This is a genomic window from Leucobacter sp. NPDC015123 (assembly GCF_043080205.1).
GTDB classification, from domain to species: Bacteria; Actinomycetota; Actinomycetes; order Actinomycetales; family Microbacteriaceae; genus Leucobacter; species Leucobacter aridicollis_A.
Genome location: NZ_JBIBVH010000008.1, coordinates 96,383 through 115,717, shown reverse-complemented (window position 1 = coordinate 115,717; position 19,335 = coordinate 96,383). Strand labels below are relative to the sequence as shown.

At 60.7% G+C, this 19,335-nt stretch carries 12 protein-coding genes; 3 read left to right on the top strand and 9 right to left on the bottom strand.

The annotated features are described in order from the left end of the window. Nucleotides 1-26: 26 nt before the first annotated feature. Entirely contained in the window at nt 27-779 is a 753-nt protein-coding gene (locus ACF07D_RS14075; RefSeq protein WP_185987646.1) for a sugar isomerase domain-containing protein, read from the bottom strand. A gap of 169 nt (nt 780-948) precedes the next feature. Between ACF07D_RS14075 and ACF07D_RS14070 the strand changes: the two genes are divergently transcribed. Both ACF07D_RS14070 and ACF07D_RS14065 read left to right on the top strand, forming a co-directional pair. Continuing rightward, the gene (locus ACF07D_RS14070) at nt 949-1,881 is read left to right on the top strand and encodes a MurR/RpiR family transcriptional regulator (protein WP_185987647.1); all 933 of its coding nucleotides are present in this window, start codon (nt 949-951) and stop codon (nt 1,879-1,881) included. Continuing rightward, nucleotides 1,878-2,624, top strand: coding sequence for a glycerophosphodiester phosphodiesterase (locus tag ACF07D_RS14065; protein ID WP_391505325.1), 747 nt, complete (start codon nt 1,878-1,880; stop codon nt 2,622-2,624). The genes ACF07D_RS14070 and ACF07D_RS14065 overlap by 4 nt, the downstream gene beginning before the upstream one ends. A 795-nt stretch (nt 2,625-3,419) precedes the next feature. On the opposite strand, the gene ACF07D_RS14060 is transcribed toward ACF07D_RS14065, so the two are convergent. From ACF07D_RS14060 to ACF07D_RS14035, 6 genes are all read right to left on the bottom strand, one after another. After that, entirely contained in the window at nt 3,420-5,159 is a 1,740-nt protein-coding gene (locus ACF07D_RS14060; protein ID WP_391505324.1) for a sigma-70 family RNA polymerase sigma factor, read from the bottom strand. A 383-nt stretch (nt 5,160-5,542) separates the two neighbouring features. Next, nucleotides 5,543-8,938, bottom strand: coding sequence for a SpaA isopeptide-forming pilin-related protein (locus ACF07D_RS14055; protein WP_391505323.1), 3,396 nt, complete (start codon nt 8,936-8,938; stop codon nt 5,543-5,545). A 343-nt stretch (nt 8,939-9,281) separates the two neighbouring features. Further along, entirely contained in the window at nt 9,282-10,799 is a 1,518-nt protein-coding gene (locus ACF07D_RS14050; protein WP_391505322.1) for a SpaH/EbpB family LPXTG-anchored major pilin, read from the bottom strand. A 228-nt stretch (nt 10,800-11,027) separates the two neighbouring features. Beyond that, nucleotides 11,028-11,927, bottom strand: coding sequence for a class C sortase (locus ACF07D_RS14045; protein WP_391505321.1), 900 nt, complete (start codon nt 11,925-11,927; stop codon nt 11,028-11,030). 1,214 nt (nt 11,928-13,141) lie between these two features. Continuing rightward, nucleotides 13,142-14,329 (bottom strand): low temperature requirement protein A, encoded by a 1,188-nt coding sequence (locus ACF07D_RS14040; protein ID WP_391505320.1) that lies wholly within the window; start codon nt 14,327-14,329, stop codon nt 13,142-13,144. 794 nt (nt 14,330-15,123) lie between these two features. Beyond that, nucleotides 15,124-16,725 (bottom strand): AMP-binding protein, encoded by a 1,602-nt coding sequence (locus ACF07D_RS14035; protein WP_119281834.1) that lies wholly within the window; start codon nt 16,723-16,725, stop codon nt 15,124-15,126. A 216-nt stretch (nt 16,726-16,941) separates the two neighbouring features. Here ACF07D_RS14035 and ACF07D_RS14030 point away from each other — a divergent pair, with 216 nt between their 5' ends. Then, nucleotides 16,942-18,150: a PucR family transcriptional regulator gene (locus tag ACF07D_RS14030; RefSeq protein ID WP_391505319.1), complete on the top strand. Its 1,209-nt coding sequence runs from the start codon at nt 16,942-16,944 to the stop codon at nt 18,148-18,150. Here ACF07D_RS14030 and ACF07D_RS14025 read toward each other — a convergent pair. Together ACF07D_RS14025 and ACF07D_RS14020 are read right to left on the bottom strand one after the other, a co-directional pair. Next, entirely contained in the window at nt 18,140-19,069 is a 930-nt protein-coding gene (locus ACF07D_RS14025) for an NAD-dependent epimerase/dehydratase family protein (protein WP_391505318.1), read from the bottom strand. The genes ACF07D_RS14030 and ACF07D_RS14025 overlap by 11 nt on opposite strands. After that, nucleotides 19,066-19,302 (bottom strand): hypothetical protein, encoded by a 237-nt coding sequence (locus ACF07D_RS14020; RefSeq protein ID WP_391505317.1) that lies wholly within the window; start codon nt 19,300-19,302, stop codon nt 19,066-19,068. The genes ACF07D_RS14025 and ACF07D_RS14020 overlap by 4 nt, the downstream gene beginning before the upstream one ends. Between the last annotated feature and the right edge of the window lie 33 nt (nt 19,303-19,335).

Sequence of the window (19,335 nt, the reverse complement as noted above, 5' to 3'; positions counted from 1 at the left end):
AAGTCCGTTGAAATTAGGGCAGAGCGTTAGGCGATGCGACGGATGCGCTCGCCATAGTGGGTTTCGTGGCGGCGGTTGTGCTCGTCGCCTCCAGGGATGTTTGCGGAGAGGAACACGGGGGGTGCTTGCCCCGCCCGCCCGAGTCGTTCCGAGATGCCAACGGTGAGCAGCTGCGCGATAAACGCCGAAGTGATCGAGGAGACAGCGCCGACCGGCGTGGATCCGGAGAGCACAGCGTCGCCGTAGGGGGCGAGGTTGTCGATAACAATGTCGGCGATTTCGCTCAGGCGCTTTCCGCTCGGGTGGGTTGGGGTGACCCGTGAGGTGTGCTGGAGACTCGTGACCGCAATGACAGGGTGGCCTGCAGCCTTTGCGCGCAGCGCCATACCTACGATGGAACCGTTAACTCCGGAGTTCGAGGCGATAATGAAAGCATCTTGCGGCTCGCGAAGGATCGTGGAGAAGAGCTCATCGCCTATTTCGGGATCACGCTCCAGCGGCGGGAACCCAGTGAGAGCGCTGACGTCACGATTACCGCGGATTACGACGTCTCGAAGCGCGACCTTGTTCGTCGGGATCAGGCCACCGGCGCGACCTGCAATCTCCATCGCGAAAGCCTCGGAATGGCCGGTGCCAAATGCGTGGATCACCCCGTCAGCCGCGACGGTTTCACTGAGAAGTGCGATGGCGGCGTCAAAGCCGCCTTCCTCGGCGGTGCATGTCAGCTGAGCGAGTCGGCGCGCGACTTCATCGTGAAACTCCACGATGCGTTCTGTCATCAGGTTCTCCTTTGATGCGTCTGATCCACGACTAGTGAATCTCTAATACACTTAACCGGGTGAGTGTGAATGATTATTACACGTTGTGTGAACTCTGGGTGAATTGAATGTCAAAGCCGCCTACTTCGCCGCACGAAATCTCGCATTCGCGTCTACGATCGGAGCCAAGATGAACACACACCCCACCCCAGCAGCAGGGGCCGAAGCCACGCGCGGTGCGCTCATCACCGATCGCATTCAGCTCGCGCTGCCGCGCCTCTCGCAGGCGCATCAGCACATCGCGCACTACATTCTCGGCAACATCGAGCAGGTGACCCACCTGTCGGCCGCGCAACTCGCCACAGCTGCGGGCGTCTCGCAGCCCTCCGTGACGAGGTTCTGCCAGGCGCTCGGGCTCGCGAGCTACCAGGCGCTGCTGCTCGGCCTCGCAGAAGAGGTCGGGCACGGCAACGCGACCCTCAATCGTCCGCTTGTCGGCGGGCTCAGCCCAGACGACAGCCTGGAGCAGGTCGCTAACACCCTCACCAGGCTCGACATTGACGCGATGGAACTCGTCGCCCGCCAGCTCGACTTCGCGGCAATTGAGGCCGCGGCCCAGATGATCGCCGGCGCCAGACACACCGACGTCTACGGCGTCGGTGCGAGCGGCCTCATCGCGCAGGAGCTCGAGCTGCGGCTCTTCCGCCTCGGCGTGCCCATCCGGGCCTGGGTCGAAACACACGCCGCAGCCACGTCGGCTGCCCTGCGCAGCTCCTCCGACGCGATCGTCGCGATCTCGGCCTCGGGGCGCACGCGCGAAACCTACGAGGCGCTGCTCACCGGCAAAGAGCGCGGGGCGAAGACCATCGCCCTGACGAGCGACCCGGCCTCACCAGTGGCGCTTGTCGCAGACGTGCACCTCACCACGATGGGCACCGGAACAACGTACCGCACCGCCTCGTTCGCCGCGCGGCACGGGCAACTTCTGCTCGTCGATATTCTCTACACCCGCATCGCCCAGCTCGACCACGATCGGGCCCTAGAAGCCGTTGCAGCGACCGCGCACATTGTCACCAACCACCGGGTGCGCGACGCTCGCCCCGCACAGAAAGACGCAGAATGACAGAGATCTGGGCCCACGCACGAGGCGAGGGCGCCCCAATTGCAAACCTACTCTCCTCCTACGAACAGGCGGTGCTCGAAGCCCCCGACGGCCTCGAACTCGACGTGCACCGCACCCGCGACGGCCACCTCGTCTGCGCGCATGACCCCGTGCTCTACGACGAGGCCGGCAAGGCCTGGGATATCGGGGCGCTCGACTATGCCGAGCTGAGTCACTACGTCGATCCGCGAACCACAGGCCCTGAGGGGCGTGTCAGCAGGCTCGACGAAGTCTACGAGCTTCTCCGGCCAACGGGCATGCGGCTGAACATCGAGGCAAAGAACCTCGAACGACGCTACCCGATGATGGCCGAGACAATCGCAGCCTCTGTCGCGGCCTCCGGCATGGCAGACCGCATCGTGGTGAGCGCATTTCACCACAGGTTGCTCCTCGATCTGCGCAACCACGCACCGGGCCTCGCGCTCGCGGCGCTCTATGCGGACGGCCTCATTCGTCCGTGGGACTATCTCGCGGGCATCGATATCCAGGAGGCGCATCCGCACTTCACTTCTCTCCGCGACAAGCAAACCGTTGTCGGACTACTGGAAGCAGGAATTACCATCCGTGCCTGGACTGTCAACGATTCAGCCCTCTGGTACGAACTTGCGAAATTGGGAGTCCACGCGATTATCACAGACTTCCCGGTGTCTGCACGAGCTGCCATCGGGCGACAAGGAGAATTGCTCTCCGCCCAACGCTCGTAGCGTGCCGCCCGGAGCGCCCTAAGCGCGATAGCATTTAACCCCGAATCCGCCTTAAAGGATTGAAGCGCGATTTGAAGGGTTGCGCAATGCGCATAGGGAGCCCTATACCTGCTGTCATGTCTACTGACCTAGATGTGAGTACTTGAACCAGACCGGTGACAGGTGCCGCGATCTAGAAACGCACTTGGGAGTCAGCGTAATGTTCGGGCACTACAGATCTCGCGAGAGCACCCTCCACTACACACCTGGACGCGGCAGCTAACCGAGGCGGACATCATCTGAACCTGTTTGGTCCATGCGACGTTGCTCCATTTGATGACGCCACCACCACTGCCGCCCCAGCCGCACCCGCGGGAACCATCGTACTTACCCCACATGTTGCCGCGGCCAGGTAGGTAACGGGCTTTGTACCCTTTTCCACTATAGGCAGCCCGCGCCCCGGGAGTTGAGGACGACAGCCCAGTCGTACCTGACTCTCGTATCTGAGGAGATGCCGATCACCTAAGAACCCGCTCTGAGGTCTACCAAGTGCCCGCTCCTGGCACCACCCAGCGTTCCAGCAACTTGAAAGTGCTGCTCTACTCGTGCCGAGAACGACCACAAGCTGGTGCGTCTCTCCTTCTTCGCTGGCAAAGGAGATCTCGCCGAGAATTGCCGGCTGGCTATTTCCATCGAGTACTACTGCAGGCACGGCCGGGCCAAGGCCCGGCATAGCCGCAATGTCGCTGGCTTCCGCACCGATGATAACTTCGCCAGCTAGACGTGCGTCAGAACCAACTCATCGCGCGGGCCCGGTTAGGTCGCCATTCGCCACCAGACGCGCTGAGGCCCCACCGAGGAGTTCCCTTGCCAGTATCGAAGATCTCCGAGCTCAGACCGCGCGTAGGGGACTGTCAGCACGTACTCGCCGGGGGCCGTTGCAGGCTGGTTAGTGGCAAGCGCTCCCAGTGCGGTCGATTGAATGTTCACCACCTGGTTGAGGGTCGGGGTATCAAGCCCCGTGACCCGAATCGTGGTTTGTTGCGGTGCTGTCTGTTCAACACTTATCGCAAGACCCCTACCAACCTGATAGGTCCCGATGGTGGCGATAGCATCTGTGACCTCGGAGCCTTTGTGCAAGTAGGTCTGGACGCCGGTGACGGTGATTGTTCCCATCAATTTCGTAGGTGTGAAGACCCAACGTCCTTGCCCGTCAGCCACGACACTCTGGCTAAACGCCTCACCTCGTTCATTGGTTACCGTGAGATCGATACGAGCATGTGGGGCTCCGGATCCAACGAGTCTGGGGTAGACGCCCACCTCGATGCCATCTGCTGGTATCGCGCTTAAAGGCGACGGGGCCACCGCCGCCGACTGAGGAGGCGTGAGAGCATCAGTGGCACCTACGTCTGAAGGCGTTGCATTGTCGTTTAGAATCGGGTCTTGGCTTGCAGCTTCTGTTTCGCTTGAAACCGCCGACTCACTATCCGCAGCAGCGTCTTCCTGATCGTTGGCCGCGTTGTCATTCTGATCCTCAGCGGTTTGTTCGGATCGTTTTGCATCGATGGACGTTGGAGTTCCCGGTAGACGACTAATCGGAGCGGTTGTGGGTGCTGCTGCCGTCGCAGAGAGAGCAAGGGTCGCAGCAAGGGCTCCCGCCGAGATCAGCGCCATGGGCGTCGTAAATGACTTGATCGCGCCTGCTTTAGCGAGGCTGCCCTCGGGGGACAATAGTGAAGGCTGCGACGCAAGTGCGGCCGCGAAGCTTTCAGCTGCAGCAGGTGATGAAGCTCCCGATTGAAGCCATGCTACAAACTGTTGAGCACCCACTCCACCGAGAATTCCTGGCAGCAATACAAGCGCGAGGCGCGAGTGGACTTCCTCGGATTGCCCCGCAAGGATTGAGCACCTTCTGCAGTCTACGAGGTGGGCGTCCAGCTTCCTCTTTGCGGCGGCGCTAGCTTTTCCACGCGCGAGCTGCGGGAGTTTCTCAACAACCCGCCTGCACCCCTCGGGGAGATCTGATTGAGGTTCAAGATTCGCTGCAATCCATGCTTGCTTGAACCCTTCTCGCGCGCGAAGCAGCAGTGCTGAGGTGCTGTTCTCGCTCATCCCGAGGAAGACGCAGAAGTCTTTTACAGGGAGGTCTTCCACCTCTCGGTACCAAAGAACTTCCTGCCAGCGCGTGGGGAGTGTATTGAACACTTGGTAAGTGAATGATTTCTCAAGGATGGTGTCGCCAATATCTGGCGATCCAGCTGAGGAAAGTTCAAACACGTCGTCGTTGTTGCCTGTGATCTCTGATTCGGCGTTACTCCGGGACATGTTTGTAGCAATATTTCGCGCAGTCATCATCGCGTACGCCCGGAATGCTGTTTGCGGGCCTTTCCCGGCCTGGATCTGCTGGAGGATGCGCATGAACGTCTCTTGGGCAATATCGTCCGCGTCGAACCCAGTGAAGCATCGAATCGCGACGGTGAGATTCGATGAGTGCCGTTTCCACAACTCTGCATATGCGTCATTGATGCCGCTTCGCGTGAGCTCGACAAGAGCCATGTCGGATGCGTTTGAGATGTCAATTTTAGGCATTGTTGTCTCTGTGGGTTTGGTCCAGCATAAACCCATGCTGGATGGTTGTTTGGACTAGTGCTTGAAGTATTTTCAGAGTCGCGTCAGATTCTGTGCGTCATGTGCGTCTATGTATCTGGTCGGGTGATGAATCTATCTGGTTGGTTCAGCGCCTTGCCTGTTGTGTGAGCGAGATGTCCGCGCCCCCCAGTGGAAGTTTCGCATAACCACGCCGCATGCCCGCTTGCCGGGGACCCCCCGTCCCGGCAAGCGGGCACTTTCGTTTTAGCGGGTTTCACGGGTAGCGATCTGCAGGTGAAAAGAAAGCCGGATCCGCTCCGTGAGGAGACAGACCCGGCTTTCATAGCAGGCTAGTTCCGGACTGCCTGACCTCGACGGCGTTGCAGCCACAAGCCAAGAAGCACGAGTATTCCAACTCCACCAGCTCCGAGGAAGATGGCGAAGGTGCCCATGCCACCCGTCAGGGGGAGCACAGGGCCCGTTGACTGCTCGTTCTCGATAGGCTGCTCGATCACTGTCGCGCCGAGCACATCGATGTAGCGAGGTGTCGGGTCAAGTTGATATCCCGCTGGTGCGCGAGTTTCAACGAGCCGGTAGCGGCCGTCATCGAGCGGCTTCACCAGGAACTTGCCTGGCTCTGGATCGGTATCCACGCCACCACAGTCAGCAGCTGACGTAACGACACAGTCCTTGACTGCGATCGTATCCCCAGCGGGCTGACCCTTGGAGTCGACTGGCGTAAGTTCCCACTCGGAACCTACGAGACGCTCGACGTCAGTCGTACCGGCAGCAATTTTCTCCCAAGCAAGCGAGGAGGGCAGCACCGTTATACCCGCAGGGTCGCAGTCCTCTTCGAGCGTACCTTCAGCTTCTGAGCCAGGGACAACGCAGGCGTTGTTCACGAGATTTCCCTCGCCGGTGCCAGCGGCAAGGGTGACCTCATACTCGATCACCACTCGGTTATCCTCTCCCTGGAGCAGTTCCGCAATCACCGCCTTGCCGTCAAGCAGCGTGAGACCAGCTGGGAGCGGGTCGCGCCTCGCGAGATCTACCTTATCGTCCTCGATCACAAGGTTCTTCAGGGTTTCGTCACCAGTGTTCGTCACTACGAGCCGGTACGGCACTGTGTCGCCAGACCGGTGCTCCGGGTAGTCATCAATGTCGTTCGCATCATGCCAATTACCCTGACTGTCCTGCACGTACTTCTTGAGAGTCACGGATCGCTTCGCGCCGATCTCAAACTTGCTTGACGTGCGCATAATTAGCTTTGTTCTATCCGCCCGCGCTTCGGCCGTGTTGACAAAGACATCTTGATACGAAGCGCCTTCAGTGACCACTGGAATCGCGAATTCGTAACTGGCTCCTGGCACCAGCTTTGGACCTACCACCCGAATCGCCGTAGCGTCCGCCATAAAACTTGTCGACCAGATACTTGAACCGCTTGGGTTCCCGGCTTCACCGTTGCTTGGGTGGGCAGGATCAGCATCGATTGAGGCGGGATCCTTCGACGTGTAGTACACCGTTGCCCCAGCGGCGACCACGGGTCCACTCAACTTGTATGTACCGTGGAAATCAGTTCCCCGATGATCTCCGTTGTAAGGGAGAATATCGATGGTGTCAGTGAACGCTTGGACGCGCGAGTCGGTTGAACTAAGTCGCACTGTCCACAAACCATTGGCGACACCATTTTTCTGAGGCACAATCGATTCGGCTGCGGTCTTGGTAATCATCGTGATACCGCCATCAACAATTCTGGTCGACGCACTGTCTTTCGCAGTCATGCATTTGTCTTGGTTTCGTAAATCCTTGACCGTACAAGTCGCGGCAGCTAGCGCCTGATTGGTAAACACGTCCCCGGGTTCGGCCGTACCAGAGATACGCGCTTTGAACGTCACAAAATAGTCAGTGTTCGTTCGCGCGTCTGGCAACGTCCAACTAATCACGCCAGTTCCGGTTTCTACAGCAGTGGGCTCAAGGGAGGCGCTGCCCTGCAAATATTCAACACCGTTCGGCAGAACATCCTGCAGTTGAATATTCGCTATCACCTGGTCCGAAAGGGATTCAGCGCGGACTCGAAGCGTGTAGTCAACGGTTGCCCCGGGCAAAACCTCTCCCTGAGCCACGGACTTCTCAACGACAGGCTTTGCGGATACGACTCGAAGCACATCTCGGCCGGGCCCGGCGAAAGGGTAGCGCAACCCTGGGGTAAGAACACCATACCCAGGGTGCTGATCCGCTCGTGTCTCACGCGTACCCGTAAACCATTCGTCCCAATGGTAACCAGAATCATCCGTTATTTTGAACGACGTCCACGACCAGATATCTTGTCCAACCCGGACATCATCTTTAACCTTCGAGTCAACGTATAAGTCCGCCCCATGGGAACTGCGCTGTTGAACAGACGCAAGAATGCCGTGAGGGACATTCACTCGGACGGCCTTTACAAGACTCAAGTCCGAAGGAAGTGTCTGAGTCCACCCTGTGGTTCCTCCGCAGTCAACAAAGGTATTGGGGTTATAGTTCGGGTGATTGGGGTTGAGGTTGTTGTTAATCCCATTACCGATGTAATACCAATAGCGCACGTTTTGACTGCCAGCGTATGGCTGCGTGCGACCTTCCTCGTCCACCCAACCGAGCGTTGCGGACTGAAACTTCACATACTTTGTATCAAGAACCTGGCAGAGCTGCGCGTCGGTGTAGCCTGAGCGGATAGGCACAGCTACCCCAGATACAGCACGCACTGTATCCTGTGCCATGGCAAGAGACGTATTCTGCCAAGGAGCTCCCGGAAGCGGCTCGGGCAAGGTGCCCAGGACCCAGCCTCCCGTCCAGCTTCCGCGAAGTGCGGAAGCGCTGGCCGAGTTGTTCGCAGCATCATCGGCTACAACAGCACCGCTTCCTGGCGCAACGTAGTTAATTTGCGGAACGGTAAGGGAGATATCTCCAGGACGTTGATACGTGAATGAGAACTTGATCAGCCCCGACGCCACCACATCCCATTTGGACGGGAGGTCGACGCCCGCTCCGTCTTTTGTGGGTACCTGTTGTTTCGAATAATCAATACCAGCGAGAGTCAAACGAAATTGATTGGTTCCGGTGCGAGTAAGTGAACAAGTTCCCGGAAATGAGGCCTTCCGATCTGCTGGGGCATCGGAGCTAGAGTATGGGTGTCCTGATGACCCGTAATTAAGCGGTTCACACCCCACGGCCTGAAGCTGTGTTCCGGCAGTGTTGGTTAAGTTGATTGTGTAAGTCAGAGAGCTGGGTCCGCGCTCCCCGCCTGGAGAATGCCGCAAAGACCACGGAAACATCACTGTGTCATCAGGCGAGCCAGGAGTAGCGATCGGGTTTCCGCCATCGAATTTGATGTCCATTCCAAACGGGTTCACAATATTCAGCGCAGGCGCCGTGGCGCTCACTCCCCCCACACTTCCCCGAACCAACACTTTGTCGCCGCTGGAGCCCGTGACCTCTATGCCACTCACCATCAGTTCCGCCGTGCCCTGATCTCGAGTACCGAAATTACAGATCAGCCTCGAGCCGTCTGTTGAGATTTCGGAAACAGGGTCTAGAGGCACCGAGGGATTCACGGTGTCAGTAAGGCAAGAAGCAGGCAGCTTGGTAAACGCCCCGTTTTCAACTGAGAGCATAAGCGTGACGTTGTCGACAGGATCGTTCGAAGGCGCAGGAGAATCATCATTGACGTTGTACCTCCAAACGGACTCCACTGTGTCTTTCGTCGACACTTCGTTTGGGGTACTCGCTTGCCACTCACCCTCGAGCTCGTAAACCGTGGCAGCCTGAGCAGGCTGCGACTCCACAATCCCTGCTGAGCAGACGAGTGCTGCACTTACGCTGAGAGCAACGACAGTCTTCCTCGACGCTCTCAGTTTTTGCTTGAGATATCTCGGTCGTTCCGTTCTCCGCTTTTGCATTCTTTCCCTCCGCACACTTGTCATGCTGTCTGCTTGTTCCGTTTTAAAGTGGGGTGTCAGGGGAGAGGGAGGAAATAGGCCTCCGCTCCCCCCCCCTTGACAACGCTCGGCGCTCCTACCGGAGCTCAGTGCTGTCACCCACCACAGCCATGAACTACTCCTGGATGGAGGTCTTACGACGGTTCATCAGCACCAAGCCGGCAGCAACTGCGACTGCAGCAACACCACCTGCGATGATCAGGAACTGACCCGACCCACCGGTGAGCGGAAGCTCAGGGACTTCCTGCTGCGTGTTCAGGATCTCGACGTTATCCGATACGGTCGTCTCGCCCTTCTTGACGGTCACTGCAGTGAACGGGTTGTCCGGGAGGACGTAACCGGCGGGAGCAGCGATCTCCTTGAGGACGTAGCAGCGCTGCTGCGCGTCGATAACGGGGTTCTCGCTGTCGCTCACGAAGAGGCCAGGGATCGAGATGACACCGGTACCTGCCGAGGTGAATGAAGTCTCACCTGCAACGGCGATTGCATCACCGGTTGCTTCAGCAGCCGAGCAGTCGTCTGCGTACGGGTCAACTGCGTTGTACACCTCGAACGTTGCGCCGTTCAGGCGACCCTCGGTACCAGTGGTGCCGGCGGCACGCTTCTGAACTTCGAGGCTGCCCCAGTTGCTCTTGACCTCGTTCGAAGGTACCGGCGGGTTGGTGTTCGGATCGAAGCCGGGGTTGTTCGGCCACAGCTCAGCCTGGTTAGTGATCGTACCGTTGCCGAGTTCGGTGACGGTACCTGCGAACACGACCTGGATCTTCTTGCCGGCCTGGGCGTTCGGGCCCTCGTTCAGCCATGCAAGACCTGCGGCGGTGAAGTTCATCGTAACCTGCTGGCCATCAACAGTGAGCGTGTAGTACGACGCATCAAGTGCCGCACCATCGACGGTCACAGCCATGTCAGCGGGGTCAACCGGGGTGAGGCGTGAATCAAGGGTGTCTCGGATAGCGAACCCAGTCCAGTCCTCGCCCGTGGTGGGGATCGGAGCGGTAACCGGGAACTTCACGACTGAGCCAAGGCCCATGTCCTGCTGCGGGTCGATCGTCTTCTCGATCGATGCTTCGCCGTTCTTCGGGTATGCGTGTACGTCGTATACCCAACCGTTTTCGTGCGGCATTGGGACCGTCACGATGAACGGCGCTGCCGAGTCAATGATCTGTGCCGGAGCATCAGTCTCACAGACCTGGTACGCGCCAATCGGGAGTGCTACGTTTGCTGCACCCTTAGCGTCAGTACCGGGCAGAGTGATTGCGCTACCGAGCTCGTAGCCTGCGGGTGCCGTGCAGTTATCGCCAGGGGTGAGGCTTGCGACAGCGTCCCAGTTCGATGCCACGGAGAGATCAACTGCTACGCCGTCCTTCAGCAGGGGGTAAGCGGTGAAGATCACACCTTCGACTGGATCGGTGAAATCACCGTCAGCAGGAGCCTCGCTGATGTCACCTTCCTTCGGGGTGACCTGGTGCAGGTACTTGTGTACCGTGAGCGACCCTGTGCGGTCGAAGTCGATATCCCCGAAGCTCTGCGGTGCAGCAACTGCTGCGCTGCTGGTTCCGAAGAGAGCGGTCAGCCCGATGGCGGCTGCGCCAATCGTTGCGGCGATCCGCCGCGGTGTGTTTCGTTCAGTCAACTGAACGTCTCCTTCCTAATAGAGAGTGCCCCTCTGGCTCTCGGGAAATTGACGCAGCTGCATTCAACAGCGTCCCCCATTGAGACCATACAGGTGGTAGCAATCTGACGCGCGTTACGTTTTTGTTACCTTTTTGGAGATGCGCGCTATTGGGCCTTCAGCTGCAGGTCACATTAATGTAGAGGTCAAACAAAAATTTCAATTATTCATTGCATAGACTGTGTTGTTTCAGTGAGTTCGCCCGTCGCGGCGCATGCCGCGACTGTCAATGAACCCCCGCTGTACGACGTATCCAGCAATCACCAGCACCCCGCCCGCGCCAATAACGGCCCACCAGGGGGTCCCTGGGATAGTCGGTGCTTTGCCCGCGGCAGCGAGATCTCGAGATGGCGTGGGTGTGATTCGTTTGCCCGTCACCACGATTCGATGGCTGTTGACCCCCAAAGGGGTACAGGTGATAAGTGTGACAAGGTCTTCGCCTTCTCGAGCGCGGAGCGAGCTCGTCTCGGTAGGTTCGATGACTTCCACTTCGAAGACTTCATAGGTGAACACCTCACCCATCACTTCCACGGAGAAAGTGTCACCCCTTCGCACTTCGTTGAGGTTCGTGAACATGGTGGAATTTGCGAGCCCGCGGTGAGCGGTAATCACTGATCTGGTACTGGGCCCGCCGACGGGAAGGTGGGATCCTTCAAGGTGCCCGGCCCCTTGAAGGAGCGTCTCGTCCAACGTCCCGTGATAGACAGGAAGATCCACGTTGATCGCAGGAATCCGGATTCGGGCCATCAGCCCGTCATCGCTTGCCCGGAGCATCTCGTTGTACTTGAGATCAGTGCCGGCAAGATTGCCAGTGCCTACGGGTACATTACCGCCCGCTTCAAGCTTCACTCCGGCGGCGAGAGCATCGTTGTATGCCCTTGCGAACTCAAGCTGCTCGGCCTTCCCAGGGTTGAGGCTCTCAAGATCAAACGTGGTATTTTCGATTACCTTCGACTGGTTGTACGAAGACAGCCAGGATGCGGTCATTGGATAGAGGGCTGTGACCATGCCACCGATAGCCAGGACGGCAATACTCCAGGACAGGAGGCTCGGACGCCAGCGCTTCGATTTGCTTGTTGGTTTCTTCACACAGTTCCTCTAGACCTTGAGTGATGGTTGCTTCTCTTAGATATCAGACAATTTGCTCCCCAGTAATCTGACGTGAGTTTGCTGCGGGTCGACCTGCTCAATGAAACAAAGGGGACCTGGGCGCCCTGCCGGCTCGATCTGTGCATTTTGGGATCGGTAAGATGGCGCAAACCGACGGCGCGGGCACATCCGGCCAAGGGCCCTTCACGAAGTCCTCTGGCCGGTCTGCTGCGGGGGTCACGCACTGATCCACGGCTTACTCGCCGCGACGAGGACCTGGCGAAAGTTCACCGCGAGCAGGCAAAACATGTAGCACTCGAGTACGCCCAAGACCACCACGAAAGAGACCCGGCCTCCCCGTTCTCTCGAGGCGCGTCAGTGTTGCGAGAGTACCCCTGATCAGGGATTTACGTGCCAGCCGGAGTCGATTCGGGAGGCACACAGCAAGGGCGCTGAAGCTGAACGAAACGATTTACTACAGGCGTCCGTGACTCCGACCGCGCTCGCCTCCGAGACGGACATAGTTGCCCGGCGGGAGTTCGAGAGACGCATTACGCATCTATGCGTGGCCTGGTCCCGCATTCAAGCCAGCGGCAGGATAGGCGTCGCACAGCCATTCGTGCTGAAGACCCGCGACTTCCCACGGGTAATCGAGGCTCACTAGAACACGCCCGCAGCTACTCTTGAAGAAGCTACAGAGTTGAAGCAACTCGAACAGGAAGCCTGACCCGATAGGTCAGGGGTTCGAATCCCTTGGGGCGCACGTCTGAATCCCCCGTCGCGGAAGCGGCGGGGGATTTTTCGTTTTCCTGCTTCCGGCTTCGGAAGCCGACGGGCCTGCGAATTCGCAGGTTGCCGGGTTACCGGCCAGAATGTGTGTGAAGGTCCGGGCAGGTCATGACCGTCCGCCCCACCCAGTAGGTAGCCAGAGCCCTTCAGTAGCGTCCAGGCCTGTTCCGCAAAGCTCGGGGCCGGGGTCAGGATCTAGGGTCGAACCTGAGTTTCAGAGAGGTGGAATTGGCACGGCGCCGCTTGAACGGTCGCTGTGACTCATATCGGAGCGCGCCGGCTGCGGCATCGGGAACCCTGTTCTCGCCCAAGGAAAGACAGGCCGCTACGAGTAAGTCGGTTTTCAACGCAGCGACATGGTCGGCATGTCTAAGACGGTCACTCCTCGATCCAATGGCGGCAGCGTGGGGTGATCTCTCTCGCCGCTACGCTCGGCGCCGGATCCCGGATATCTCAATCACAACGACGAGAGCCACCATGATCGCGGCAGCGACAAGAGCCGTCAGCTGCGGGGCTGCCCCCAGCACCGATGCGAGCGGGCTCAGGCCGATAAGCGCGGCGCCGCTGACGAACATCCAGCCATATGGCCGCCTGAAGTGCGGGCGGAGCACCAGGGCCCACACCCCGAGTAGGAACACGGCGATCGGGCCCGCAAGCAGGACAGAGGTGAGCGTGCTGCCCACCTGCGCGTGCCCGACTTCGTAGTCAAGTAACACCTTGACTCCTGCCGAAAACGCGCCTGCCGCCGCGAACACGAAGTAGTGCCCGAACCCGAACACCAAGCCGCTTTGACGGCTCTGCAGCCACGCGCTCGCATCAACCGAAAAGTAGACCCACCACATTCCGGCGGCGAGAAGAAACCCGCTCACCCCGATGAGCACGAGATCAGCAAGGTGCGTGACTTGTTCGGCGGCACCCGCGGCAGCGGTCACCGAAGCGAGGACAGACTCGGCGAGCACGATCAGCGTAAATGATCCGAACCTGTCAACGATGTGACCAGCGTTCCACGGCGTGGTTCCTGCGCTCTCTGCGTAGACCGGCACCGCAAGTTCAGCGAGGACGAGCACGCAGAAGATGATCTTCGCCAGTGAGTCCGGGACGAACGCAAACAGCACCCAGAACACCTGCACCGCACCGATGCCGCATGCGAACCGCAACGCTGTGCGCCGCATTGATGGGTGGCTTTGAGCCGCTCTGATCCATTGGGCGACAAGCGCGAGACGCATAACAACGTAGCCGCCGATGATGAGGCCGAAGTCACCGTCGATCATGGCTGGTGTGGCGCCGACCGCGAGAACAATCGCACCAGCCATTTGCGTGAGGGTCAGCACGCGGTACAACCAGTCATCGGCGTCGAAGGCGCTCGCGAACCACGTGAAGTTCATCCACGCCCACCACACCGCGAAGAAGACCATCAGGTAAGACACAATGCCCTCGCCAACGTGCGCACTGGTCTCGGCCTGGAAGAGCTGCGCTGACGCGAGCGACACTGCGATCGCGAACACGAGGTCGAAGAACAGTTCGAGGGGGCTCGATGACCTGAACATTTCGAGGGGGTCCCGTGGCCGCATCTTGCGAACTCCGAGGCGGCGAGTGTGTTCGACAGCGCCCATACGCATCCCCTCAAGTCAAGCTCATTGAATTCTATGCAGGAGCTGGGCATCGCCATAGCTAGGCGAGGCTACGGGTGAGGGTTCTCGCCCTGAAAGATGGTGCCACCGGCTACGCCCCCACTCATCCTCAGAGGCCGCTCGGTATCCCCAAAGACCTGCTGCAGTTGCATGTAAAGCGTCAGTCGCAATGTCTCCCCGCTCACCACATCTCACTAGCTGAGCTTGGTCGGTACCTCAAAAACTGCCTCATGCCCCGGCTGCCGAGCAATTGCACCTTCTCTGCCGGTGGGCGCGTATCGCGCAACTGAACGGCGAACTGTCGAGAGCCACATGCACAGGCTCATGAAGAAGGCGAATGTTGAAAAGCGGCGCGACTTGGGTGGTGTCGACGCGCTTCGATCCTTCTCCTGCCCTGAGTAGCGGATACAACCGGCCACGCGCCTGCAGGCCCGGCATGGGAAGCGCAGCGAGCTCCGAGTTGACCCCCGACGTGAGTGGATACCTACAATAACGACGATTCCGAATCCTCATGATCCTGCAGGACTGCCCGGCCGCGCGGGACATGCGCGGCCGGGATGACTTGTGGCTCACCGAGGTGTGCGGGGTTGTCGGCTCACGCCGGGGGTCACTTCCAGTTAAGCCGCTATAGACGGCACGGATGCTGGCCAGCGCGCTAAGTGCGTAGCTCAGGGTGAGTGATTCAGTACTCAGAGCTCAGACATTGCACGTGCGAAGCCGGTATGCTCGTCCGCGCTCACCCGTGACGTGCGTTGGTCACAGCTGGCTGCGACGGGTCACACCGAGCCCGCGAGACTCCTCTCACGCTCACGCAGGTCCTTTCGAAGAATCTTTCCCGCACTCGACTTCGGAACTGCGTCGATGAACTCGACCCGTCGCACCTTCTTGTATGGCGCCACGCGCTCAGTCACGAACTCAATGACGTCGGTCTCCGCGAGCGCGCTCCCCTCGGCCCGCACAACGAATGCTTTGGGCACTTCCTCGCCGTCCTCCGCTGTCACACCGATGACGGCGGCGTCCGCGATCTCGGGGTGCGTGAGCAGCAGCGCTTCAAGCTCAGCCGGCGCGACCTGATAGCCCTTGTACTTGATGAGTTCTTTCGCGCGGTCCACGATTGCGTACCAGTCGTCTTTCGACCGCACCGCGATATCGCCCGTCCGCAAGAACCCGTCCTCAGTAATTGACTCGGCAGTCGCTTCTGGCTTGCCGAGGTATCCGACCATCACGTTCGGCCCCTTCACCCACAGCTCTCCGGGCTTCGTCAACCCGTCTTCGCCGTATTCGGTGAGTTCCTCGCCTGTCTCGGTGTCGACAAGCTTGCACACGACGTTCGGAATCGACAGGCCGATCGACGATCTTGGAATATCGGTGCGCTCGGCAGGGATGAGGTGCGAGACGGGGCTCAGCTCGCTCATGCCGTAGCCCTGGAGCACTTTCGTGCCGAGCCGGGCGGCTGCTCGCTCGGCTGTCGCGCCGTCGAGCGGCGCGGCGCCCGAGAAGAGCGTGCGCACGCTCGAAATGTCGTACTTGTCGACGATTGGGTGCTTTGCGAGCGCGACCATGATCGGTGGGGCGACGAAGACGTAGGTGCACTCGAACCGTTGGATGTTCTCGAGAAACTGCACGAGGTCAAACTTTGGCATTGTCACGAGCGAGGCCCGCGTGTGCAATGCGATGTTGAGGAGCACGGTCATGCCGTAGATGTGGAAGAAGGGAAGCACTGCGAGCACCCGATCGTCGCCGTTCAGATCCATCACGTGACGGCTCTGTTCGACGTTTGCGACGAGGTTTCGATGCGTGAGCATGACTCCCTTCGGGATCCCTGTCGTACCCGACGAGTACGGCAGCACGGCGATAGTTGTCGCCGGGTCGATCGTGATGTCTGGGGCGGGCGCACCGGTTGTCAGCAAGTCGCGAAGGTTCGGGTGGCCGGCGGCACCGTCAAGTACGACGAGTCGCTCGGCGGGGATCCCGACAGCCGCTGCCGCCGCCTGCGCTTGTGGGAGAAGCGGGGAGACTGTGAAGAGCCAGGTCGCTTTCGCGTCAAGAAGTTGCTTCTCGATTTCGGCGGGCGTGTAGAGCGCGTTCAGTGTCGTGACTGTCGCGCCGGCGCGCAGCGCTCCGTGGAAGACTGTGGCGAACTCAGGGATGTTGGGGCTCAGCAGGCCAACGACAGATCCTGGCCCGACGCCCTGCGCCGCGAGCGCACCGGCGACGGCCTCAATCTGGTCGCGCAACGTGCCGTACGTGGTCTCTGCCCCCGTCGCCGGATTGATGAGCGCGATCCTGTCGAGTTCGTCGGGCCGCAGGCTCCCAAACAGGTAGTCAAAAATACTGAGGTTCGGGATCTCGACGTCTGGATGGTGGCTCTTGAACATACGGCTTCTCCTTTGAATGGCGTGTTGAGCGTCGCTGACGATGATCGCTTGCGCGCTGTGCTGGGCGTGGAGACGCAACCGTTTCCTGCCCGTGCCTGCGTACACGCACAGTCTGGCGCGGCTTTCGCTCCCCGGCCAGATGCCAGGGCTCAAGATTTTGGGCCCCGCATTGTGCAGCGTCACAATTCTGCACCTCGGCGGGGTTAGACTCGCGGCATGGTCACGACGGAGTCCTCGAAGCGGCAGACGGCGACGCGCCCAGCGCCAGCGTGGTTTCTGCTACAAATATCGGCACGGCGTGAGCGCCTCGTCTCCCGTGTTGTCGAGGAGATCGTCGCGAACGAAGCCGTCTATCGCGATCATCGCGTCGGAGCGGAGCTCTACGAAATCGTCGAAGCGAACGTTACCGCGCTCATCGCCGAGTTGTGCGGCGGCCCAGAGTCGGCGGCTCCCGCGCAGTGGGCAGGGCGCGCAAAGGCGGAGAACGGGATATCGATGGCGAGCCTGTTGCACGCGTACAGGCTCGCCGGCCTCGCCGTGCTCAGCGATATCCGCGAGGTGACGGCGGGCACGAATGACACAGACGCCGTCTTTGGGGCTGTATCTGAGCTCTGGCAGATCCTCGACAGGTATTCGATGCTCGCGGTCGAGGCGTACCGCGAGGTTGTTGACGCGAAGGAGCGCCGAAGCGGCCAGTCGAGCCGACTGCACCTCCTTGCCCTCCTCTCGGGCACCGCGCACCCGGCTGATTCGGAACAGCTGCTTGGGCTTCCCACGCCTGGCTGGTACACGGTGCTCGTCGCCGCGCTTGGGGGCTCGGGCTACGACGCTGAACCGGCGGCCGGGATCACAACCCGCGGCGCGACTGTCGTGTGGACCTTCGACGCTGGGATGCACACGGGTATCGTCGGCGCGCGCACCCGCGATCTCCTCGAGGCAGCCCTCGAGGAGATCGCTGCGAGCACAGTCACTCGAACGGGCGCGAGCCGCCCCTTCGAGCGGCTCGCCGAGGCACCCCTCGGGGCAGTCGAGGCCCGGCGTGCGATGCGGTGCCTCGCGCCGGGCTCGCGCACACTGAGCCGCTACGGCGATCTGCCACTCGAGCTCGCAATTTCGGCTGGACCGGACGTCGCCCAACAGCTCACAGTGTCGGTGCTTGGCGGCGTGCTTGCACTCGGCGAGGCAGGCTCCCGACCGCTCCTACGAACGCTCGAGGCTTGGATCACGGCGGGTGGTTCGACAGCCAAGGCGGCGCGAATGCTGCACTGTCACCGCAACACAGTGCTGTACCGAATGCAGCGAATCACTGAGCTCACGGGCCGCCGGTTAACGCACCCTGCGGAATCGGCTGAGCTCGTTGTCGCCCTGCGCGCGCTGAGGCTGCAGGGCGACGCGGCGGCCGAGCCGGCCGAGTTTAGCGGCTAGAGGTAACGCTCGCCGCTTCGTCGAACACCTCCGTGCCAAACAGATTCGCCATCGTCACCGCTCCGAGATCAGGCCGCTCGGCGGCCTGAATCCCTGCGAGGGCGGCGAGCTCGCCTGTCGCGCGCGACTGCCCGAAACCGGAGGCGGCAAGGGACACACCGGTCCGCCGATTTGTAGCCGCCACACGCCACTTGTCGTCGCCCCAGTGCGGAGCCGCGGCGAGGATGCCGCGAAGCGCCGGCACCGCACCGACGAGCGCGAGGCCCGCGGTGGCGAGCGGGCTGCCGAGTGTCAGGTAGGTGCGAATGCGCGCGCCCGCAGCGTCGAGGAGCAGATTGTCGGGGAAGTCAGTGCGCAGGTGCGTCCGGGCCTTTACATCGATCTGGATCCTGCGCCGTTCGCGATAGTTCAGCACCGGCGCAGTCTCGGGCGCCGCATACACTGCAGTCCCGGCGAGAGCCGCCGTCCACTCCACTGCTGCTGGCCCGTGGACCTCCCCCGTGCCGAGGAGCACGGAGATGTCGATGTCGTCGCCGGGTCGCGGATCGGTTGCCGCGGCGAGAATCGTGCTCGCCCCGGGCGCGATTCCCGCGCCGAGAACGAGCGTTGCGACCCCGGCCGCCGAGCGGAGCGCGGCGAGGTATGCCGTGTTCGCCGAGGTGTCGACGTAGGGCACGCCCGTCAGGTCGCGGGCGATCGCGGGATCCTCGCGGCCCGAAGCGTCAATGACGACATCGCAACTACGCGCGACTTCCCGCATCCGCGCGCGACCCGCCTCGCTCGCGAGGTCGAGTTGCACACCGCTTGGCCCGTTCGGAGCTCGGCGGCTCCCGCGCAGGGCAACGTGTCCCCGCGCTTCGAGGGCCGAGGCGACAGCTGTCCCGACTGCCCCTGTGCCGCCGAGGACGAGCGCCCTCATGCGTCACCCGCGACGCTCGCGCGCCGTCCAGCGAGCGCCAGGTAGGCGCGGCTGAGCGCCGGTACCGCCACAGTGACGGCGGCAGGTACGACGACGGTCATCACAGCTGCGGTGACCAGCAACTGCGGCCAGTCTGCGAGCAGCGGCTGCAGAATCGCCTGCGCGATTGCGACGAGCGGGAAGATCGCAAGCCAGGTAATGATGAGGCGGGCGACGAGTGGAATCGGGGGCATAACATTCTCCAAATGATCGTTTGGAAATGACAA